This is a genomic window from Pseudomonas sp. 02C 26 (genome assembly GCF_002843585.1).
GTDB classification, from domain to species: domain Bacteria; phylum Pseudomonadota; class Gammaproteobacteria; order Pseudomonadales; family Pseudomonadaceae; genus Aquipseudomonas; species Aquipseudomonas shirazensis.
This window is the reverse complement of the sequence record NZ_CP025262.1, coordinates 2,095,557-2,117,418: the sequence shown is the minus strand read 5'-3', so window position 1 is coordinate 2,117,418 and position 21,862 is coordinate 2,095,557. Positions and strand designations below refer to the sequence as shown.

Below are 21,862 nucleotides of genomic sequence, written 5' to 3'. Positions count from 1 at the left end.
CCGCGATGCTCCTGACTCCAAATGCCATGGGCCGCCCGCTGCGGTTTGGCCTGTATGCCACCACCGGTGTGATTGCCGCGTTTCTGCTGCTGCCGATCCTGTTCATCGTGCTGCTGTCATTCGGCTCTTCGCAATGGCTGGTATTCCCACCGCCAGGCTGGACCCTGAAGTGGTACGGCCAGTTCTTCTCCAACCCGGAGTGGATGGACGCCGCTCTGGCCAGCCTCAAGGTTGCCGTGCTCACCACCGTGTGCGCGGTAGCACTGGGCTTGCCGACCGCCTTCGCCCTGGTGCGCGGGCGCTTCCCCGGGCGGGAAATGCTCTACGGCCTGTTTACCCTGCCGATGATCGTGCCGCTGGTGATCATCGCCGTGGCGGTCTACGCGCTGTTTCTCAAGCTTGGCTACACCGGGACGCTGTTCGCCTTTGTCGTCAGCCATGTGATCGTCGCCCTGCCCTTCACCATCATCTCGATCATCAACTCGCTGAAGCTGTTCGACCAGTCGATCGAAGACGCTGCGGTGATCTGCGGCGCCTCGCGCTTGCAGGCGATCTTCAAGGTGACCTTCCCGGCGATTCGCCCGGGGATGATCGCCGGCGGCCTGTTCGCGTTTCTGGTGTCATGGGACGAGGTGGTGCTCAGTGTGATGATGGCCAGCCCCAACCTGCAGACCCTGCCGGTCAAAATGTGGACCACCCTGCGCCAGGACCTGACCCCGGTGATCGCCGTCGCTTCGACGTTGCTGATCGGCCTGTCGCTCCTGATCATGCTCATCGCCGCCGCCCTGCGCCGGCGCAATCCAGTCAGCGCCTGAGTGCCCGGAGACAATAACAATGAGTGCAGTGATGAAAGACAACGCGCCGAACAAGACCCTTGTCAGCCTGCGTAATCTGAACAAGCATTACGGCGATTTCGCCGCCGTCGACAACATCAACCTGGATATCCAGAACGGCGAATTCCTGACCTTCCTCGGCTCCAGCGGTTCGGGCAAGTCGACCACCTTGTCGATGCTGGCCGGGTTCGAGACACCGAGCAGCGGCGAGATCCTGGTCGACGAGCAATCGCTGGTCAATGTGCCGCCGCACAAGCGCGACATCGGCATGGTGTTCCAGCGCTACTCGCTGTTCCCGCACCTGTCGGTGCGCGACAACATTGCCTTCCCGCTGGCGATCCGCAAGCTCAGCGCCAGCGAGATCAGCAAGCGCGTCGACGCCATGCTCAAGCTGGTGCAGCTCGAGCAGTTCGCCCACCGCCGCCCGGCGCAGCTCTCCGGCGGCCAGCAGCAGCGCGTGGCGATTGCTCGCGCGCTGGTCTACGAGCCCCGCATCCTGCTGATGGACGAGCCGCTCGGCGCACTGGACAAAAAGCTGCGCGAAGACCTGCAGGACGAACTGCGCCAGCTGCACCGTCGCCTCGGTATCACCATCGTCTACGTGACCCACGATCAGGAAGAAGCCATGCGCCTGTCGCAGCGCATCGCCATCTTCAGCCACGGCAAGATCGTCGGCCTGGGCAGCGGTTATGACCTCTACCAGAACCCGCCGAATGCCTTTGTGGCGTCGTTCCTGGGCAACTCGAACTTCTTCCGGATCAAGGCCAGCAGCAACGGCGCCGGCAGTTTCGAAGGGCAGCCATTGGCGATTCGCCTGACCCCAGGGCTGGTCGCCGGGCAGGACGCGCTGATCATGGTGCGCCCGGAAAAAGCCCTCGCCCTGAGCGCCGAACAGGCAGCGCGGGAGCCCTTGCCGGCAGGCTGGAACGAAGTCAGTGCCAAGGTCAGCGAAGTGTTGTTCCTTGGTGAAAGCCAGACCTGCCATGTGGTCAGCGCAGGCGGCACCGAGATGACAGTCAAGGCCTTGTCGGCAGCCGGTATGCCGATGCAGCCGGGCGACACGGTCAAGGTGCGCTGGGCGGTGGCCGATGCCTGCATCTACACCGAGTGGGCCGAGAGCGACCTGAGCAAGGCCGCCGGCGCGCACTGATCGACCAATGAACGGGGCTGGTGTGCGGCCCCGTTCAATCAGTTGGCTAAACGCCGGAACACCAGACCCGAGAGAACACACAGCAGCGCCGACAGCAGCATCACTGCAGCGATATCTTCGACAGACGTCTCGACCCGGCCATCAGCCGCGGCCAGGATCCCCAGCATCACCCCAGCCAGACTTACCGACATGGCCATGGTCAACTGCACCGACATCGCCGACAGCGAGCTGGCCGCCGCCGAGCGTTCGCCTGGCACATCCTGATAGCTCGCTGCACCCAGGGTGGAAAACTGCAACGAGCGCACCAGGCCTGCGGCAAACAGCACCACCGCCATCAACCACACTGCCGTATCGCGGTCGAACGCTGCGCACAAGGCGATGCCCACGCCGCTGAGCAGTGCGTTGCAGCTGAGTACCCGGCGGTAGCCGTAACGGCGTACCAGCGGCACTGCCAGCAACTTCATCAACAACGCCCCGACGCCGCCGCTGACCATCAACCACCCCGCCGCCAGTGGGCTCATGCCCAGGCTGTTTTGCAGCAACAGCACCAGCAGAAACGGCTGTGCCGCCGAGCCCAGCCGGAACAGCCCCCCGCCCGCCTGGGCAACACCGAAGCTGCGCAGGCGCAACAGGCTCAAGTCGACCAGTGGGCTGGCATGGCGGCGGGCATGCAGCCAATAGCCGAGGGCAAACAGCCCGCCGGCGGCGATCAGCGCGAGGGCCCATGGCCGCGGCAGCTGGCCAAGGCCTAGCGACTCCAGGCCAGCCACCAGCAGCGCCAACGCGCCGCCGCTGAGCAGCAGGCCGCGATAGTCCAGTGGCGGTACACTGCGCGCCGGAAAGTCCGGCACATGTTTGAGAATCAACCAGCAGCCAAGCAGGCAGATCGGCAGGTTGACCAGAAAGATCCAGTGCCACGACAGCACCGTCACCAACAAACCGCCCAGCAGCGGCCCCAGCAACGGCCCGACCAAGGCAGGCAACGCCAGCCACGACATCGACTGCAGCAACTGATCGCGGCTCGACCAGCGCAGGATGATCACCTGCCCCACCGGCGTCATCAGCGCTGCGGCAGCACCTTGCAGCATGCGCCCGAGGCACAGTTGCCAGAGCGTGTCAGCCAGCGCACAGGTAAGCGAGGCGCCGGTAAACAAGCCCATCGCCAGCAGCATTACCTGCCGTGGGCGAAAACGCTCGGCCGCCCAGCCGCTGATCGGCACGCACAGCGCCAGGGCCAGCATGTACAGCGAGACCACCAGGTTCATGCGCAGCCCCGGCTCGCCAAAATCGGCGGCCATGCTCGGCAGCGCGGTCATCACCGCCGTGCTGTCGAGCAGTTCCATGAACAGCGCAGCGCCGATGATCACCGGCACCTTGGGGCTTTGCAGATGGCCGACCAAAGCCGCCGGCTGAGCCGTCAAAACAGCCCCGAGACGGGTGGCCGGGTGCCCTTGAGCTGCCAGGCGCCGACTACCGCCGCCTTCCAGTGGCGCGGGTTGTGGTTGGCCACCGTGCGCGCATTGCGCCAGTGCCGGTCGAGGTTGTGCTGACGGCCAGTGGTCGAGGCACCGCCGACATCGAACAGGGTTTCGCCGGCTTTCAGCGCCAATTCGGCTGCCAGGTACTGCGCTTGGGCGACTTCCAGTGCAGCCTGCTCGACGGCACTTTCATCCAGCTGCGCGGCCCAGGCGCGATCGATACTGGCGGCGGCCTTGAGCACCAGTGCCTCGGCACCGAAAGCCCTGGCAGCAATATCGCCCACCGACAATTGCACGTACGGGTCATCGACCGACTGGCTGGCGCTGCTGTGCTTGATCGGCCGTGCATGCTCACGGGCAAACTGGCCCGCGTCGTTCAGGGCATTGCGGGCGATACCAGCCAGCACGGTGCCGAGAAACAGCTGCAGGAACGGCGTGACGATGGTGCGTTTGCCCTCCTCCACGGTGCGCGTGCGGATGTCGCTGGCCTCGACTCGCACGTTGTGCAGGTGGGTGGTGCCGCTGGCGGTCAGGCGCTGGCCCATGGCATCGAAGTCGTCGACCAGCTCCAGTCCTTCGCGGTCACGCGGCAGGATGAACGACACCGGCTGCTCGTCCTCGTCCAGCGCCACCGCGCTGACGTAGTCGGCAAACAGCGCCCCGGTGCTATAGAACTTGCTGCCGTTGGCGCGGAAGTGATCGCCCTCGCGCACCAAACGCGCGGCAATGGCGCCATTGGCACCGCCCAGCTCCCAGCCGGCATTGCCGATCACCGCACCTTGCAGGTACACGGCAAACCAGCGCACGCGCTCCTGTTCGGCACCCTCGGCGCTGGCCGCGAGCAGGCCTTCGACAAAGGCGAAGCCCGGGCGCAACGCCTGGGCGACGTTGGAGTCGGCGGCGGCCACCTGCAGCAGCAACTCGATCACATCACTGACGCTGCCACCAGGGCCGCCGTACTGCTGCGGGATACGCACGGTGTACAGGCCGGCTGCGGCCAGCTCGGCGATGGCCGCATAGGGTAGCCGGCGTTCGCGCTCACGCTCGGCAGCGCCGGCGGCAATCGCCGGCAGCAAGGCGCTGACACGGGCCTTCAGCGCGGCGACGGTATTGGCTGGGGCTTGGGCAGGCAAACGTTGAAAGGTAGTCATGGGGCAGTCCTTAGATGGCAATTTTCCACAGTCTTGCTTCGTCGAACAGGTCGAAGGCCTCATGCTCGAGGTCGAGCGGCGGTACGACCAATTCAGTGCCCGCGCCGGGCAGGCGCGGTACTGAGCCAAGCAGACGCTGGGTGTATTTATGGGCGGGCTGCCGGAACAGCTGCTCGACCGGTGCATGCTCGACGACCTGGCCGTGACGCATCACCAGCACGTCGTCGCTGACATGGCGGATCACCCCCAGGTCGTGGGAGATAAACAGGTAGGCCAGGCCCAGTTCGTCCTGCAGATCAGCGAGCAGATCCAGCACCTGCGCCTGCACCGAAACGTCCAGCGCCGACACCGGCTCGTCGCAGATGATCAACCTCGGCTCGCTTGCGATGGCGCGGGCGATCGCCACGCGCTGACGCTGGCCGCCCGACAGCTGCAACGGCCGGCGCTGGGCCAGGTCCGCGGCAAGGCGCACCTGATTGAGCAGCACGGCAATCCGCGCCGGCCGTGCTGGCGCCTCGACGCCGGCGACCTGCAAGGCATCATCCAAAATCTGCGCAACCGTCCAGCGCGGGTCGAACGAACCGAGCGGGTCTTGATAGATCACACTGATTTCGCGGCGCAGCGGCCGCCGGCTGGCCTCGGCGATGGCATCGTCGGGCAGGTTCCAGGGTTTGCCGCGATAGAGCACCTGGCCCTGGTCTGGCGTCAGCAGGCCCAGCGCCAGGCGCGCCACGGTGGTTTTGCCCGAGCCGGACTCACCAACGATGCCTAGCGTGCGGCCGGCATGCAGGGTGAAGCTGACGCCCTGCACCACTTGCCGCGCCAGCCCGTCCGGGCCGGTGTAGCGCTTGCCCAGGTCACGGCCTTCGAGCAGGACCTCGCCCAGGCCACGGTTGACCAGCCTGGGCGTGCTGGCCACGCGTTGCGGCGACAGCCGGGTGCCCCGCGGATGCTCGGCTGGCACCGCCGCCAGCAACGCCTTGGTGTAGGCATGTCGAGGCTCGCGCAGCACCCGCTGCATCGGCCCCTGCTCGACCACTTCGCCATGGCGCAGCACCAGCACCTCGTCAGCCAACTGGGCAACCACGGCCAGGTCGTGGCTGATGATCAGCAGCGACGCACCGCGCGCCTTGATCTGCTGAAACACCTGCAGAATCTGCGCCTGCACCGTCGCATCCAGCGCGGTGGTTGGCTCGTCGGCGATCACCAGCGCCGGCTGCATGGCCAGCGCGCTGGCGATCAGGGCGCGCTGACGCAAGCCTCCCGACAGCTGTCCGGGGCGCTGGCGGGCGCGTAGTGCAGGGTCCGGCACGCCGACCAGCTCAAGCAGTTCATGCACCCGCGCCGCACGCTGCTGGCGGTCGCCGTAGCCATGGGTCTGCAACACTTCAAGGATCTCTTTGCCGACCGGTCGCAACGGGTCGAGCGAGACCAGCGCATCCTGTAAGACAAAGCCGATGTCTTTGCCGCGCACCTGCCGCCACTGACGCTCGCTGAGATCAAGCAGGTCGTGGTCGGCAAAGCGCAACTGACGCGCCGACACCACGGCGCCCGTGCCGGTCAGGCCGACCAGGCTCCGGGCGCTGACGCTCTTGCCCGAGCCGGACTCGCCGACCAAGGCCACGCAACGCCCGGGCGCCAGGGTAAAGCTCAGGTCGCGGACCACACTCTGGCCGGCGAACGACACCGTCAGGCCGTCGACGATCAAGGTCTTGTCACTCATGCTTGGCGGCCCTCCAGGCGTTGTTGAATGAAGCGCCCCGTGACCGTCGTGGCCAGGGTGGTAAGAACGATGAACAGCCCAGGGAAGAACGTCAGCCACCAGGCGCTGGCGATGAAGTCGCGGCCCATCGACAGCATGGTCCCCCACTCCGGTGCCGGCGGCCGGGCGCCTAGGCCTAGAAAACTCAGCGCCGAGGCCCAGACAATGGCCTGGCCGACGCCCATGGTCATGGTCACCACCAGTGGGCGCATGGCGTTGGGCAGCAGTTGGCGCAGCACAATCCGCGAGGTGGGATGGCCGAGCGCGCGCGCCGCTTCGATGTAGCCGGCGTTGCGCACCGCCAGCACCTGGCCGCGCACCATGCGCGCGTAACCGGGTGCCCCCCCAAGGCCGGTGGCAACGATCAGCGTGCCGACGCCGCTGCCGAACACCGCCACGAACAGCAACGCCAGGATCAAGCTGGGGAAGGCAAACAGCACCTCCAGCAGCCAGCCGACAGCGCGGTCGACCCGCGCACCACCGAGGCCGCCAAGCAAGCCCAGGCTGATTGCGATGGTCATCGACAACGCCGTGGCGGCGACGCCGATCAGCAGGCTCTGGCGGGTGCCGTGAATGATCCGCGCAAAGATGTCGCGTCCGGATTGATCAGTGCCCAGCCAGTGCGCCCAGCTCGGCGCCTGGAACGCGTCGCGCGGCACGATTGCCAGTGGGTCGACGTGGGTAAATAGCTGGGGAAACAGCGCAGCCAGCAGTAACGCGGCCAGAAACAGCAGGGCCAGGCTTGCGCCGACCGGCGGCAGGTTGATCCGGCGCTGACGGCGCAGCGGCGCCTGCACACGGTCAAGTATCAGGTCGCTCATGGCGTGGCCTCCTGTTGGCGGGGGTCGATCCACTGGTAGAGCAGGTCCACCAGAATGTTGGCCAGCACATAGCCCGCGGCAACCACCAGGCTGATGCCGATCACCAGCGGCATGTCCTGGGCCTGCACCGCCTGATACAGCTGGCGGCCGACGCCCTTGCGGGAAAAGATCACTTCGCACACCACCGCGCCGCTGATCAGCGCGCCAATGGCCCAACCCGACAGCGAAACCCCGGGCAACAAGGCGTGGCGCAAGGCATGCCGGAAGCGCACGGCCAGGTCACTCAAGCCACGGCTGCGGGCGGTGAGAATGAACGGTTGTTCCAGGGTCAGTTCGAGCGACTCGCGGGTCACCTGGGCAATGAAACCCGCCAGCGGAATGGCCAGAGAAAATGCCGGCAATACCAAACTGGCCAGGCTGTCGCTGCCCGCCGGCGGGAACCAGCGCAGGCCAAAGGCGAATACCGCCAGCAGCACCACGCCAAGCCAGAAGTGCGGCAAGGCGGCGCTGAGGGTTTCCGCCAGCGAGGCCAACCCGCCGATCAGACGACCGCGCCCGGCGGTGATCACCGTCAGCAACAACACCAGCACCCAGGCCAGCAACAACGCGGCGATGGTCAGCTCAAGCGTCGCACCGCCCTGCTCGGCCAGCACCCGCGTCACCGGCAGGTGCTGCGAGTAGGACAGGCCAAGGTCGCCTTGCAGCAGGCGGCCCAGGTACAGCAGGTATTGCACGGCCAGCGGTTTATCCAGTCCGAACTCGATGCGCGTGGCTTCGATGGTTTCCGGACTGGGATTGCCGCTGGGACCACCGAGAATCGCCAGCACCGGATCGCCCGGCATCAGACGCAAGGCAAAAAACGTAAGCGTCGCCACGGCCCACAGCACCAGCAACCCGCCACCGAGGCGGATTACGGCGCGGCGGCCGAGTGCGGCCAGGCGCTCGCGGCGCGGGTCGGCTATTGCCAGTTCAGTTGCACTGCTCATTTGATCACCCAGGCGTCATACAGGTAAGTGACCGCCAACGACGGCTCCAGGCGCACGCCTCGGGCGGTCTTGTAGATGCCCAGGCGGGTGCTTTGCGGATAGGTGGTGAGCTGCAGGTATTGCCCGGCGGCTTGCGCCTGGGCCTGCTGATACAGCGCGCGGCGCTGCTCCGGCTGCTGCGTGGCCAGGGCCTGATCAAGCAGGCTGTCGAAGCCGGGATCGGCGTAGCCTGAGGAATTCTGGTGGTAGCCACCGACCCCGGCCGGCTGGACGAAAGCCGAGCTGAAGATGATCCGCAGCACGTCCGGGGTGTTGGTGTTCCAGTAACCAATGCGGATGTCGTAGTCCCAGGCGGCCTGCCGGGCCGTGACCTGCACATCGCTCATCTGCTCCAGCACCAGCTCTATCCCGGCCTCGCGGGTGGTGGCCTGGACCTGCTCCCACAAGGTCAGCTCCGACGGCGGTGTGCGTGCCCCGATCAACACCGTTGCGCGCAGGCGCTTGCCGTCTTTGCTGCGGTAGCCCTCGGCATCGCGGCTGGTCCAGCCGGCGTCATCGAGCAGCTTGGCGGCGCGGGCCGGCTGGTAGTCCTGGCTGTGCTCGAAATCCGCACTGTAAAACGGCGTGGCCATGCTCAGCGGGCCTCCGGCGCGGGGGAATTCACCGAAATAAACGCTCTTCAGCGCGCCCTCGATATCGGCGCTGCGCACAAAGGCTTCGCGCACGCGGATGTCATCGAACGGGGCGCGACGCAGGTTGAAAGTGCCGTTGGTGGGGTTACCCGGGCGTTGGGCGACGATCAGCTCGACATCCGGGTTGCGCCGTGCGGCCTCGTGGGATTCGGGCGGCAGGGTTTCGATCACATCGACTTCGCCTGCCTGCAGCGAGGCAAAGCGTACCGACGGCTCCTGGATGAACTTCCACACGATCCGTTCCAGGTAAGCCGGGCCCTGGTGCTGGGCGGTTGGCGGCGCCCAGTTGTAGTCCGGGTTGCGCACCAGCTCAACCTGGTTCTGCCGGTCCCAGCGCACCACCTTGAACGGCCCGCTGCCGACCGGGCTTTCGCAGTTGACGTCACGGCTGCGCTTGAGCGCGGTAGGCGACTGAATACCGAGAAAGCCCTGCGCCAGCACTTCGAGAAACGCTGCATAGGGCGTTGCCAGGTGGACCACAGCGGTGTAGTCGTCGATCACATCGGTGCCACGATACTGGCGGATATAGCCACCGGCGGTACTCGACTGGGTCTTGGGGTTGGCCATGTGATCGAGGTTGGCCTTGACCGCCTCGGCATTGAACGGCGTGCCATCGGTAAAGCGCACATCGCGGCGTAGCTGGAAGGTGTAGCTGAGGCCATCCGCGGCGACCTGCCAGTGCGTGGCCAGCCACGGGCCGATGCGCCCTTGGCTGTCCATCGACACCAGCGAGTCGAGGTATTGCTGAGCAACGAATACCTGCGGCATGTCCCCGGCGACGTGCGGGTCAAGGCAGGTTGGTTCGCGGTCGGTGGCGTACACCAGTGTGCCGCCGTGGACCGGCTGATCGCCGTGGGCGTTGACCTGCTCGGTGCGTTCGCAGCCGACCAGCATCAATGCTGCACTGAGCAAGGTCAGGGGGAGGATGGAGTTATTCAAGGATGCTCCTGCACGGGCCCAAGGGGTGTGCAAGGGCTATTGCAGGACTTGTGCCTGGTTTCAACGCCCTGATTTTGCTGGGTTTGACCTTATTGGCAGTGAATGGCGACGGGCAAACTGTTGCACTGCTGTTGGCCTGCGGACAGTAACGGCCAGCGGTCTGCTGAGAATGCAAATAATTCCCAGCAAGTACCGCACTTTCTTCAGCAAGAACGGTCTACTCCCTCTTTTGCCGATAATGTTCGACAATCGGCCGTTCAATTGCACCGCACGACGCAGGGCCAAAAGCCAGATGCTTGTGTAGGATGAGCAGCGCCGAGTCTCGCGCTGCCAGATAGGGAGATACACATGCGCGTCCTGTCATCCGTTGCCTGTCTTACCGTGCTGACGCTGGGCCTGGGTGTGTCTTGTGGCGCCCAGGCGTTCACCAGCGAGGAAGGGCAACTGATCGCGTCGATCAACGCCTACCGCAGCCAGCCGCAGAGCTGCGCCGGCGAAGGTTCGCTGGAGCTGCCGCCGTTGAGCAGCGATACCCGCCTGGCGCTGTCGCCGGAAGGCACCCGCGACCTGCAGCAGGCAATGTCCCGCGCGGCTTACCCGATGGTCAACGTGCAGGCGATCAGCCTGTCCGGGCCGCGCGATGCGCCGGCGGCGATGAAGGCCATCGCCGAAAGCTTCTGCCAGGTGGTGCTCGACCCGCAGTTCGTCGATATAGGCGTCAGCCAGGAAGGCCGCGACTGGCGCATCGTGCTGGCTCGGCCGCTGCTCAGTGGTCGCCTCGGTGACTGGCAGGCCGAGGGCCAGAAGCTGCTGCAGGAGATCAATGCAGCGCGCCAGCTGCCCCGCCAATGCGGTGGCCAGCCGTTCGCCGCCGCCGCGCCGCTCAGCTGGAACGCCACCTTGGCCGGCGTTGCTGCCGACCATACCCGGGCGATGGCCAATCAGAACTTCTTCGATCATATCGACCGTGATGGCCGCACTCCGGGTGACCGCGCCGAACTGGCCGGCTACTCCTATCGGCTGGTCGGCGAAAACATCGCGGCCGGGCTGGACACTCCGCGCAAGGTCATCGATGGCTGGCTGGCCAGCCCAGGCCATTGCGCAACCCTGATGAACCCGGATTTCAGCGAACTGGGCGCGGCCTACGCCGTGGACCCCAAGAGCGATGCCGGGATCTACTGGACCGGCTTGTTTGGTGCGCCGCAATGATCGCCTGAGCTGAGTCCGCTCGCTCTGCAGTCATTGAAGCGGCGCCTTCAACCGCGCCGGCTACGCAGCACGAATATGCCCAGCGCCAGCAGTGGCAATGTGGCGCCCACCAGCGCTACGCCATGCCAGCCGAGCTGCTCATACAGTGGGCTGGCCAGTGCCGAGCCCGCTGCGCCGCCGACGAAGATGCTGGTCATGTACAGCGCATTCAATCGGCCGCGGCTGGCCGGGTCCAGCGCATACACCTCACGCTGGCCGATCACCATGTTCATCTGCACGGCGAAGTCCAGCAGTACCCCGCTCAGCGCCAGGCCGATCACGGTGAACCCTGGGGCGCTCAGGCCCAGCAACAGCGCCAGCGGCGCCAGAACCAGCGCCAGCAGAGAGCCGCGGCGGGCATACCCGGCATCGGCCAGCCGCCCGGCCAATGGCGCAGCGATCGCGCCGACTGCTCCGACCAGGGCAAACAACGCGATCTGGCTCTGCGACAGGCCATGCTCCCCGCTCAATGCCATTGGCACCGCCGTCCAGTACAGGCTGAACGCGGCGAACATCAACGCCTGATACAGCGAGCGCTGACGCAGTACCGGGTAGCGGCGCAACAGCCCTGCCAAAGAGGCCATCAGTTGCGCATAGCTGGCTTTGTGCTCAGGCACCCGCCGCGGCAAGGTCAGCGCCAGCAACAGGATGATCGCCAGCATGATCCCGGCGGCGCCGACAAACACTGTGCGCCAGCCGAAGTGGTCAGCAACCACGCTCGCCAGTGGCCGTGCCAGCAGTATCCCCAGCAACAGGCCACCCATGATATTGCCGACCACGCGCCCGCGCTGTTGCTCAGGGGCAAGGTGCGCTGCCAGAGGAATGAGCATCTGCACCGACACCGAGCTGAAGCCGATCAACAAGGCATAGCCAAGAAACAAGCCACCCTGGCCATTGCTGCTGGTGCCCGCCAGGACGAGGCTGATGCAAGCCAGCACTGCGGTAGCAACCATCAGCCGGCGGTTTTCCACCAGGTCTGCCAGAGGCACCAGTAACAGCAGACCGAGCGCGTAGCCGAGCTGGGTCAGCGACACGATCAGGCTGGCGTGCTCGGCTGACAGGCCAAGGTCTGGCGCAATCAGGCCGACAATCGGCTGGGCGTAGTAGATATTGGCGACGATCGCGCCACAGCAAAACGCCAACAGGGTTACCAGGGCCCGACTCAGGCCTGCGGTGGAGGGCTGGCTGGCAGCGATGGATGGGCTCATGTGCAGGTGCCTCGGTGGATGATCAGGGAAGATGCTGTGCACGTTACCCAGCGGTGCAGGGCAAGAGAATCCAGCGGCTGCGCAAGGGGTCTTTGCGCGTAGCGCAACGCCCTGCCCTCACTCGCCCAGCAGTGCCTCGCAAAAGCCGACAAACGCCTGTACCCGGCGTGAGCCGCGGTGGTTGGGCAGGTACAGGGCATTGATCGCGTTGCTGGCGGAGCCGGGGCTGATCTGCCAATCAGGCAACAGCCGCAGCAAACGCCCGGCGGCGACGTCTTCGCGCACCAGCCAGTCGGCCAGCAAGGCAATGCCGGCGCCACTCAGTGCAGCTTCGCGCAGCACATCGGCGTTACTGCTGCGCAGCGGCCCGCTGATATCCAGCTCCAGCGTCTGCTCGTCACGTGACAGTCGCCACGGCCGTGCGGACTGCCCATAGCGAAAACGCAGGCAGGCCTGTTCATTGAGTCCTCGTGGATGCTCCAGCGGCGCGGGCCCGGCGAGGTACGCGGGGCTTGCCACCAGCCAGCGCTGAAAGCGTCCGAGCGGACGGCAGATCAGTTCGTCGTTGGGCGCGGCCTCGCCCAGGCGAATACTCACATCGTAGCGGCCCTCGAGCAGGTCATCGAAGCGATCACTCAGGTCGATGTCCAGCTCAAGCCCCGGATGCGCGGCGAGAAAGCGCCCCAGATGCGGCGCTATCACCCGCCGGCCGAACTCGACGGGCAGGCACAAACGCAGCACCCCGACGGGCTCCTCGCCACGGTCGCCGACATTGGCATCGGCCTCGGCCAATGCCTCGAGCACCTCGCGGCAGCGCTGGTAATAACTGGCGCCCGCCTCGGTCAGGCTGACTTGCCGGGTGGAGCGGTTGAGCAAGGCGGCGCCCAGTTCAGCTTCCAGGGCATCGACCAGGCGCGTCACTGAAGAGGTGGCGACCCCAAGGTTACGCGCTGCAGCCGAAAAGCCGCGCGCGTCGACGGTTGCCATGAAGGCCTTGATTGCCAGCAGCTTGTCCATCGCAGTTGATGTCCGCCAAATCGGCCAACCTTGCTCCAAACGGAGGCTGGGTGCAATCACGGCCAGCCTTACCTGACCAGTCCGCCAGCTTAACCGCAGCGGGCAAACGCAATAATCTACCTCGCCAAAGCCAGATCAAGCTTTTTCGCGAAATTTTCACATTATTGATTTGGCCGTTTTTAAGCTGAAGTTGGCGACTTGATCTAAGCTTTTCGAGGCATCTTGGCAAGCTCAGCCCTGCGACAATAGGCCTCAAGGGCAAATGTACCAACTTGTTAATTAGCTTGCTAAGGGCTTAAACTCCGCGTATTCCACCTGCGAGATCCTTGGCATGAACGACTCACCGCGCGCCTCAGGCGCCTCGAAAATCATTCTGGTTGGCCTGGGCGTGATCATCGCCCTGCTCGGCCTGCTGCTGGCTGCCGGCGGCATCAAGCTGGCCGGTCTGGGCGGCTCCTGGTACTTCCTGATCGGCGGCCTGGCCATGGCCATCGCCGGTATCCTCATCGCCCGCCGCAAGGTAGCCGGCGCCTGGCTGTATGCCGCGTTCCTGCTCGGCACCGCGCTGTGGGCAGTGCTCGACACCGGCCTGGTGTTCTGGCCGCTGTTCTCGCGCCTGTTCATGTTTGCCGTGATCGGCACCGTAGTCGCGCTGGTGTACCCGCTGCTGGCCCGCGCCAACGGCACCGCCACTGGCCGCGGCGCCTACGCCGTCGCTGGCGTCATGGCGGTAGCAGTCGTGGTCGCGGCCGGCAACATGTTCGTCGCCCACCCAAGCGTTGCCCCAACTGGCAAAGGCCCGGGGTTGACCGCCGTCGAACCTGCGCAAGCGCAGAAAGACTGGGCTCACTACGGCAATACCGAAGGTGGCAGCCGCTTCGCCGCCCTCGACCAGATCAACCGTGGCAACGTCGACAAGCTGCAGGTCGCCTGGACCTACCACACCGGTGATGTCGCCCTCAGCGACGGCAACGGTGCCGAAGACCAACTGACCCCATTGCAGGTCGGCAACAAGGTGTTCATCTGCACCCCGCACAACAACCTGATCGCACTCGACGCCGACACCGGCAAGGAGCTGTGGAAAAACACCATCAACGCCCAGTCGAAAGTCTGGCAGCGTTGCCGTGGCATGGCCTACTTCGACGCTAGCGCGCCGCTGGCCCAGCCCTCCCAGCCGAACAGCTCGCCGGTCGTTGCAGCCACGGTTGCCCCTGGCGCCAACTGCCAGCGCCGCCTGCTGACCAACACCATCGACGGTCGCTTGATTGCAGTTGACGCTGACACCGGCGAGTTCTGCCAAGGCTTTGGCAACAACGGCCAGGTCAACCTGATGGCGGGCCTGGGTGATGTCCCGGATTCGTACTATCAGCTGTCCTCGGCACCGCTGATGGCCGGCACCACCGTGGTGGTTGGCGGGCGTGTTGCCGACAACGTCCAGACCGACATGCCAGGTGGCGTGATCCGTGGTTTTGACGTGATCACCGGGCAAATGCGCTGGGCCTTCGACCCAGGCAACCCTGAAGACCGTAACGCCCCGACTGACGGCAGCACCTACGTGCGCAGCACGCCGAACAGCTGGGCGCCAATGTCCTACGACCCGGCAATGAACACCGTGTTCCTGCCGATGGGTTCGTCGTCCACCGACATCTATGGTGTAGAACGCAGCAAGCTCGACCACACCTACGGCGCATCGGTACTGGCGCTGGACGCTACCACCGGTAACGAGAAGTGGGTCTACCAGACCGTTCACAACGACCTGTGGGACTTCGACCTGCCGATGCAGCCGAGCCTGATCGACTTCACCAAGGACGACGGCCAGACCGTCCCTGCGGTGGTGATCGGCACCAAGGCCGGGCAGATCTACGTGCTCGACCGTGCCACTGGCAAACCGCTGACCCAGGTCGACGAAGTGCCGGTCAAGCCAGGCAACATCCCCAACGAACCGTACTCGCCGACCCAACCGAAGTCAGTCGGCATGCCGCAGATCGGCGCGCAGACCCTGACCGAATCGGACATGTGGGGCGCAACCCCGTATGACCAACTGCTGTGCCGCATCGACTTCAAGAAGATGCGCTACGACGGCCTCTATACCGCGCCAGGCACCGACCTGTCGCTGAGCTTCCCAGGCTCGCTGGGCGGCATGAACTGGGGCAGCATCTCCACCGATCCGGTGCATGGCTTCATCTTCGTCAACGACATGCGCCTGGGGCTGTGGGTCCAGATGATCCCGTCGCAGAACCAGGGCAAAGCCGCCGGTGGTGGCGAAGCGCTGAACACCGGCATGGGCGCGGTACCGCTGAAAGGCACGCCGTACGCGGTGAACAAGAACCGCTTCCTGTCGATTGCCGGCATCCCGTGCCAGGCGCCACCATTCGGCACCCTGACCGCGATCGACATGAAGACCCGCCAGGTCGCCTGGCAAGTGCCGGTCGGCACCGTTGAAGACACCGGCCCGCTCGGCATCCGCATGCACCTGCCGATCAAGGTTGGCCTGCCGACGCTGGGTGGCACCTTGTCGACCCAAGGCGGCCTGGTGTTCATCGCCGGCACCCAGGACTTCTACCTGCGCGCTTTCAACAGCGGCAACGGTGAGGAGGTCTGGAAAGCCCGCCTGCCCGTCGGCAGCCAGGGTGGCCCGATGACCTACGTCTCGCCCAAGACCGGCAAGCAATACGTGGTCGTCACCGCTGGCGGTGCCCGCCAGTCGACCGACCGTGGCGATTATGTAATGGCCTACGCCTTGCCATAACGCGCGTCACTCCCGTGCGGCATGAGGCCGCTCCTGCATATCCTTTGCAGGAGCGGCCTCATGCTTTCAGCGGCGTTATTTATCACCACCTCGCGATTCCCAGGAAAGCTGCGCAATGTCCTCCGTGTTCCGTTTTACCCCTACCCGCATCACCGCCAGCCTGCTGCTGGTACTGGCCAGCAACGGCGCCATGGCCGAAGCCGATCTGCTCCAGCGCAGCACCCTCAGTGGTGACTGGGGCGGTTTGCGCCATCAACTTGAAGACGATGGCGTCAAGTTCAGCGCCGACTACAGCGGCGAGACCGCCTACAACGCTGATGGCGGCCTGCACCGCTCGGCGCGCTATTCGCAGAACATCAAGCTGGGCGTGCAGTTCGACTTGTCCCGCTTGTATGGGGTGGATAACGCCGGCAAGGTCCAACTGAGCATCAACGACCGCCGCGGCCACAGCGCCTCGGAGGAACTGGTAGGCAACCGCCTGCCGATCCAGGAAAACTTCGGCGGCCTGTACACACGCCTGACCGAGCTCAGCTACGAACGCAACTTCACTCCGGCGCTGAACATCAAGCTCGGCTACATGGCCATGGGCAACGACCTCGGCGGCCTCGACAGCGGCATCCTGTGCAACTTCATGAACGCCGGCTTCTGCGGCCATCCGCTGAACATGTCCGGCGGCAGTGGCTGGACCAACTACCCCAATGCGCGGCTCGGTGCGCGGGTCAAATATGACCTTTCGCCAGCCTGGCAAGTGCGCGTGGCGGCGTTCAACGTTGATCCCGAAAGCAACGGCAATTCCAGCCGTGCCTGGAAGCTGGGCCCCAAGCACACCACAGGCACGGTGGTGCCGGTAGAGCTGGTGTACAAACTGCGAGGCGAACTGCCGGGTGAGTACAAGCTGGGTTACTACTACGACAGCTCCAACGTCAAACGCATTGGCAGTAATGACGAAGTGGCTGGCCGAGGTGGGCACTACCTGTTGATTGATCAGGCGGTATGGAATGACCCCGCCCTGGCCGGCCGTAGCCTGCATGCGTTTGGTCAATACTCGGCGTCGAGCAAGGCGGCATCGCCGTTTACCAAGTGGTATGGCACGGGCGTGGTGCTGTACCAGCCGTTTGCAGGCCGCCCGCGGGACACCTTGTCGTTGGGCTATGGCCGAGCAGTGCCGAATCCACGTAGTCGGGATGTGCTGGAGGATGCCGCTGCTGGCAGTGATCGGGAGTTCCCGAATATCGACAGTGCTGAGCAGTTGATCGAGCTGAGCTATGGATATCAGGCCACGCCCTGGCTGAATCTGCGGCCGGACGTGCAGTACATCATCGAGCCTGGAGCGTTTTCCGGGACTGATATCGACAATGCGCTGGTGGTGGGATTGCAGGTCAAGGCCAGCTTCTGATTGGGGCTGGCTTGGTGGGCTGTGTGGGGTTTGCAGTTGTTGGCTTATCCTTTCCTGGTGTTGGCCAATGCTGCCCCTTTCGCCTTTACGGGCCATCCCTTTCTAGGTCTCTGCATTTTTCTGAATTTTTCTCTGTTTTGAGATTGCTGGGCCCGCTGCGCGGCCCTTCGCGGGCAAGCCCGCTCCCACAGAGTTCGCGATACTTTCAGGTCAGCATTAATCCCTTAAGTCCGTCGCCCCGGCAACCTCTATCAATACTGACCAAGCTACTCTCAGGCAACGCGGACCCTGTGGGAGCGGGCTTGCGCGCGAAGGGCTGCAAGGCAGCCCCGCTGTTGATGTGCGCCAGCGCAGCGAGGCGTGCTTTTGATCTTGATCTTGATCCTCCAGCGATTCAGAGGCAATACCGGAGCAAGGCGGAACATTCAATACTGCTCTATCTTGATTATTGCAACGACGATCAGTATCCAGACGCATCCAACAATAGTCAGCCACAAAGACGTCAGCATCCTTTTTTTCAATCCGACCGGAAACGCACGCAGCTCCTCAATGCTTAGTAACCCTCTTCGAATGTGCGGACCTGGCAGAAGCAACAAACCGCACATATTGCAAACAAGCATCCAGCGCGAGCGTACACTTGAAACGCCCATGTAATTCTTTTGCTGCTCAAGCCACGGACTACTTTTGATAGCAGACAGCGCGATGAAGAAGTCTCGACTGCATGCAATATAAAAGCTTAACGCCAAGCCTGATAGAACAATCATTGTAGGGCACACCAATATAACTATGCGAAACATCGGCGACCAACTGCTGAACTCAATCATAATATTGCTCATAAAGTGACTCGGCTACTACTTCTCCAACCATTTCACCTAGCATGCCGCCGGCCAATGAGCCAGCACCTACGAGCACCAAGCCACATACAGGGGCGCCTAAGCCAGCAGATACAACAGAGAACACGCCACAAAATCCTGTAGCAACTGCTCCACCCAACTGAGCTCCGGCTCCCCCTCCTGCTATTCCTCCCGAGAAGCTGCCTGCTTCGGTCAGTCGAATTTTTTTACACTCGGCTGCCTCGCCAGCTCGGCACACCTCCTGAACCTTTAAATAAGAAGATACCGCCCCCAAACCAATAGCCACAGTGCCGCCGCGGTTTAGATACTTTGATGCACCCGCCACCTCATCCAAATGCGTGGCATACCCCGGAATCTGCCCCGGCCCGCCGGCCTTTGACCAGTGATGAACCAGACTCTTGGTAGAAATCTTCAAATCACGACGAAGACGCTCGTAAGGGCCAAGGTTCAATCGCTTGTTCAAAAACGCCGCCTTCAACTGTCCATCCAGTTGCCTGAGCAACTTCTGTCGATTAGCAAAAAACTCCGGGCTGTTCAGGTGGCCGAACTTGGCGAACTGCTGTTTGTGTAACTGGTCGACTTCGAGCAAGGTCGCCCGGACCTGCCTCAGGCCTTGCTCGAGCATGTCCTTGCCAACACCCATGGACTGACTCGCGCCTGTCAGCAATCCTGCAATTTCAGCCTGATGCTCCATCATGAATTCGGCTTCGTCGTAGTCGAGCAGCGCCAGCGAGTCGCGGGCCTGCTGTGCGACGGCCATCAGTTGAGCTTCTTCGCGGGTGCAAGCGTCGCCGTTGTCGGGGTCACCAATGACGAAAATCTCTCCGGCCTTGAAGCCTTGCTGGAACGTCGGGTTGAGCATCTGCAGGCGCGAGATCGGCAAGGTGCTGTCCTGGTCGGCTAACTGCAGCAGCACCTGCGGGAAGGACATGTTGCGCTGGACAATATGGAAGCCTGGCTCATTGATATACGGCCGGCTATCAACGAAGTGCACAGGCTGACCAAAGCTCTGCGCGCCTGGGCCGACTACGCGCGAAGACCTTGTCTCCCGCCAGGGTGGGACAAAATCAGGTGGCGCTACAACTCGGTTGGTACCGGGCGGGCAAGCGCACTGTACCCGTTGCCGTATCATCGCCATCGACAGCTTGACCTTTGCCGTCAATTATCACGCGCATCTGCAAACGCCCTGTGCTTGTTGAGCCAGGGAAACTAGCAGCTTCTCACCGGTATTTTTCCCCGCCAAAAGCGAACAGGATGCGTCCTACAGCAGCGAGAGAAGTGCCTTACGTTTGAACGCACTATCTAACGGTTTACAGAGCTGACACATGGCCTCGGGCCGTCAAACAGTGAGCCACCGGTACAGCAGAAGCGCACAGCACGGCCCATCACCAGACGGATATGCCAAGGCAAGCTGGCGCCACTCAAAGCAGCGCAATCATCAACCCCGCAAATAATCCACCAACCGCAACAACATCGCATCACACCCCAGCAACTGCGCCACACTGACAAACTCATCCGGCCGATGCCCCTGCTCCATGCTCCCTGGCCCACATACCACCGTCGCTATCCCCGCCTGATCAAACAACCCTCCCTCAGTCCCAAACGCCACCGTGCCAAACTCACTCGACCCACTGAGCAACGCCACCAACCGCGCAGCCTCGCTATCAGCCGCCGTAGCCAACCCAGGATACGCACTCAAAGGCCACAGCCGAATATCACTCGCGGCACTCACCGCCCGCATCCGCGGCAGCAACTCGGCCTCGGCGTAGGCCTGCAACTGATCCGCCACAGCCTCTGCAGCAAACCCCGGCAACGCCCGCACTTCAAAGTCGAACTCACATTCCTCAGGCACGATATTCAATGCCCGGCCACCTTTGATGACCCCCGTCTGCACCGTCGAAAACGGCGGATCGAAACGCGCATCCTGATCCTCGGCCAACGCCTGCCCAATCTCGCCCAACTTGCCGATCATCCGTGCCGCATACTCGATGGCATTCACCCCGTAAGGTGCATAGGCCGAATGACAGGCCGCGCCATGCACCTGGCAACGCATCGCCAGCTTGCCCTTATGGCCAAGCACCGGTTTCAGCTCGGTCGGCTCACCAATCAGGCACAAACGCGGTTTGTGCGGCCGCTGGGCCAAGGCGTCGAGCATCGAGCGCACGCCCAGGCAGCCGACTTCCTCGTCATAGGAAAACGCCAGATGCACCGGCGTGTGCAGCGGCTGCGCGAGAAACGCCGGGACCGCCGCCAGTACCGAGGCGATAAACCCCTTCATGTCCGCCGTGCCGCGGCCATACAAGCGGCCATCGCGTTCGGTCATGACAAACGGGTCGACGCTCCACGCCTGGCCATCGACCGGCACCACGTCGGTATGCCCCGACAGCACCACACCGCCGCGATCGGTCGGGCCGATGCTGGCGAACAGATTGGCCTTGGTGCCCTCGGCGTTGAAAAACAGCTCACTCGCTACCCCCAGCTCAGCCAGGTAATCACGAATGAAGCCGATCAGTTGCAGGTTCGAATCACGGCTGACCGTGGCAAAGCCGATCAGCCGCCCCAACAGCTGCTGGCTGCTCAGCTCATTCATCGCCCGCCACTCCGTAACTCGGTGCACGGGTCGGATCGAGTGCGCGGGTCACGTAGTCGTTCATCTGCGGCCGGTAGGCTTGCCAGAGACCATCGAGCTGGCCAATCGGGTCGTGCTCGGCCCAGTCCACACGCAGATCAACCAGCGGCCAGGTCAGCTCACCGGCAATCTTCAACGCCGCCGAATGGATCGGCCCGGCCTCGCCACCTGCCGCGACAGCCGCGTGCATGGCGGCCAGCAAGCGATCCGCCAGGTGCCCACCAGCCTGCTCGAAGGCGTCGACCATGGCCTGGGTCACCTGCTGCGAAGCGAGCAGATTGCCCGCCGCCGCGCACTGCTCACCGGCCACGGCATTGTGTACGCCCAAGGCCTGCTTGCCAGAGAACAGCGCGACCTGGCCATGACTGTCGATCACCGTGACCTGGCGGTATTCACTCCAGCCGTTGGCCGTCAACACCTGGTCCAGTGCGGCGGGGGGGAGCTGGCCTCGCTCCAGCGCATCAAGAATCTGCGGGCCAAGGGCAGGCAGGGTGATGTTCTGGCTGGCAACTGCACCGACCCCAGCGCGCACCCATGGGCAGCGGGCGCCTACCGCGATGCTGGAAGAACTGATGGCGATACCAAGCTGGCCGGTTTCGGCGCAGCGGCCAATGATGGAAAAGGTCATGGTGCAGCTCCTGTATCAGGCGAAAACCAGGCGGAAGACAACTGCCCGCCACTCAATACCGAGCATTCTGGACAGCCCGCCCAGCCCACGAAACGACCTTTTTTGTTGCCCCTGCACAGGAAAAAACTCACGGCCAACAAAATCACCCTGACAGCACTGCCAAACCGCGCTGCAGCCCTTGCTGCACCTGGCCTTCGCCAATTTATCGGCAAGCCCCAGCTAAATAGTATTTTCGCCGCTATTGAGCAGTCCCTAGTCTGGCCCCAGGCAAAGGCGGTCTCCCACCGACCTGATCAAATCGCCTTCCAAGAAGGGCTCGAA

General features: G+C 63.8%; 17 protein-coding genes. 5 read left to right on the top strand and 12 right to left on the bottom strand.

Annotated elements, in window-relative coordinates; genetic code table 11:
• The first annotated feature begins 5 nt into the window (after nt 1-5).
• Nucleotides 6-815: an ABC transporter permease gene (locus tag CXQ80_RS09525; protein WP_101318769.1), complete on the top strand. Its 810-nt coding sequence runs from the start codon at nt 6-8 to the stop codon at nt 813-815.
• A 19-nt stretch (nt 816-834) separates the two neighbouring features.
• Nucleotides 835-1,983, top strand: a complete 1,149-nt coding sequence (locus CXQ80_RS09520) for an ABC transporter ATP-binding protein (RefSeq protein ID WP_101318767.1) — start codon at nt 835-837, stop codon at nt 1,981-1,983.
• A gap of 38 nt (nt 1,984-2,021) precedes the next feature.
• Here CXQ80_RS09520 and CXQ80_RS09515 read toward each other — a convergent pair whose 3' ends face one another.
• Genes CXQ80_RS09515 through CXQ80_RS09490 form a run of 6 tightly spaced genes read right to left on the bottom strand, consistent with a single transcriptional unit; the run spans nt 2,022 to nt 9,767 of the window.
• The gene (locus CXQ80_RS09515; protein WP_101318765.1) at nt 2,022-3,404 is read right to left on the bottom strand and encodes an MFS transporter; all 1,383 of its coding nucleotides are present in this window, start codon (nt 3,402-3,404) and stop codon (nt 2,022-2,024) included.
• Complete coding sequence (locus tag CXQ80_RS09510) at nt 3,401-4,612, bottom strand: acyl-CoA dehydrogenase family protein (RefSeq protein ID WP_101318763.1); 1,212 nt, start codon at nt 4,610-4,612, stop codon at nt 3,401-3,403. Before CXQ80_RS09510 ends, CXQ80_RS09515 begins: the two co-directional genes overlap by 4 nt.
• Before the next feature lie 10 nt (nt 4,613-4,622).
• Complete coding sequence (locus CXQ80_RS09505; RefSeq protein WP_101318761.1) at nt 4,623-6,335, bottom strand: ABC transporter ATP-binding protein; 1,713 nt, start codon at nt 6,333-6,335, stop codon at nt 4,623-4,625.
• The gene (locus CXQ80_RS09500; RefSeq protein ID WP_101318759.1) at nt 6,332-7,195 is read right to left on the bottom strand and encodes an ABC transporter permease; all 864 of its coding nucleotides are present in this window, start codon (nt 7,193-7,195) and stop codon (nt 6,332-6,334) included. The genes CXQ80_RS09505 and CXQ80_RS09500 overlap by 4 nt, the downstream gene beginning before the upstream one ends.
• A complete protein-coding gene (locus CXQ80_RS09495) occupies nt 7,192-8,181 on the bottom strand; it encodes an ABC transporter permease (RefSeq protein WP_101318757.1) in 990 nt (329 codons plus the stop codon). The genes CXQ80_RS09500 and CXQ80_RS09495 overlap by 4 nt, the downstream gene beginning before the upstream one ends.
• On the bottom strand, nt 8,178-9,767 hold the full coding sequence (locus tag CXQ80_RS09490) for an ABC transporter substrate-binding protein (RefSeq protein ID WP_101322995.1): 1,590 nt from the start codon (nt 9,765-9,767) through the stop codon (nt 8,178-8,180). The genes CXQ80_RS09495 and CXQ80_RS09490 overlap by 4 nt, the downstream gene beginning before the upstream one ends.
• A gap of 393 nt (nt 9,768-10,160) precedes the next feature.
• Here CXQ80_RS09490 and CXQ80_RS09485 point away from each other — a divergent pair, with 393 nt between their 5' ends.
• Nucleotides 10,161-11,021: a CAP domain-containing protein gene (locus CXQ80_RS09485; protein WP_101318755.1), complete on the top strand. Its 861-nt coding sequence runs from the start codon at nt 10,161-10,163 to the stop codon at nt 11,019-11,021.
• A 47-nt stretch (nt 11,022-11,068) separates the two neighbouring features.
• Here CXQ80_RS09485 and CXQ80_RS09480 read toward each other — a convergent pair whose 3' ends face one another.
• Nucleotides 11,069-12,268 (bottom strand): MFS transporter, encoded by a 1,200-nt coding sequence (locus tag CXQ80_RS09480; protein WP_101318753.1) that lies wholly within the window; start codon nt 12,266-12,268, stop codon nt 11,069-11,071.
• A 117-nt stretch (nt 12,269-12,385) separates the two neighbouring features.
• Nucleotides 12,386-13,285 carry a LysR family transcriptional regulator gene (locus tag CXQ80_RS09475; protein ID WP_101318751.1) on the bottom strand — a complete coding sequence of 300 codons (900 nt, stop codon included), beginning with the start codon at nt 13,283-13,285 and terminating at the stop codon, nt 12,386-12,388.
• A gap of 331 nt (nt 13,286-13,616) precedes the next feature.
• On the opposite strand from CXQ80_RS09475, the gene CXQ80_RS09470 reads away from it, so the two are divergent.
• Both CXQ80_RS09470 and CXQ80_RS09465 read left to right on the top strand, forming a co-directional pair.
• Nucleotides 13,617-16,034, top strand: a complete 2,418-nt coding sequence (locus tag CXQ80_RS09470) for a glucose/quinate/shikimate family membrane-bound PQQ-dependent dehydrogenase (protein WP_101318749.1) — start codon at nt 13,617-13,619, stop codon at nt 16,032-16,034.
• 115 nt (nt 16,035-16,149) lie between these two features.
• Complete coding sequence (locus CXQ80_RS09465) at nt 16,150-17,430, top strand: carbohydrate porin (protein ID WP_101318747.1); 1,281 nt, start codon at nt 16,150-16,152, stop codon at nt 17,428-17,430.
• A gap of 425 nt (nt 17,431-17,855) precedes the next feature.
• Here the strand turns inward: CXQ80_RS09465 and CXQ80_RS09460 are convergent, their stop codons facing one another.
• The 4 genes from CXQ80_RS09460 to CXQ80_RS09445 all read right to left on the bottom strand — a co-directional run bounded on the left by CXQ80_RS09460 (nt 17,856) and on the right by CXQ80_RS09445 (nt 21,541).
• On the bottom strand, nt 17,856-18,254 hold the full coding sequence (locus CXQ80_RS09460; RefSeq protein WP_101318745.1) for a hypothetical protein: 399 nt from the start codon (nt 18,252-18,254) through the stop codon (nt 17,856-17,858).
• Nucleotides 18,247-19,422 (bottom strand): hypothetical protein, encoded by a 1,176-nt coding sequence (locus tag CXQ80_RS09455; RefSeq protein ID WP_371918925.1) that lies wholly within the window; start codon nt 19,420-19,422, stop codon nt 18,247-18,249. The genes CXQ80_RS09460 and CXQ80_RS09455 overlap by 8 nt, the downstream gene beginning before the upstream one ends.
• 300 nt (nt 19,423-19,722) lie before the next feature.
• The gene (gene argE / locus CXQ80_RS09450) at nt 19,723-20,874 is read right to left on the bottom strand and encodes an acetylornithine deacetylase (protein ID WP_101318743.1); all 1,152 of its coding nucleotides are present in this window, start codon (nt 20,872-20,874) and stop codon (nt 19,723-19,725) included.
• Nucleotides 20,867-21,541 carry a DUF1028 domain-containing protein gene (locus tag CXQ80_RS09445; RefSeq protein ID WP_101318741.1) on the bottom strand — a complete coding sequence of 225 codons (675 nt, stop codon included), beginning with the start codon at nt 21,539-21,541 and terminating at the stop codon, nt 20,867-20,869. Before CXQ80_RS09445 ends, argE begins: the two co-directional genes overlap by 8 nt.
• Nucleotides 21,542-21,862 lie beyond the last annotated feature (321 nt).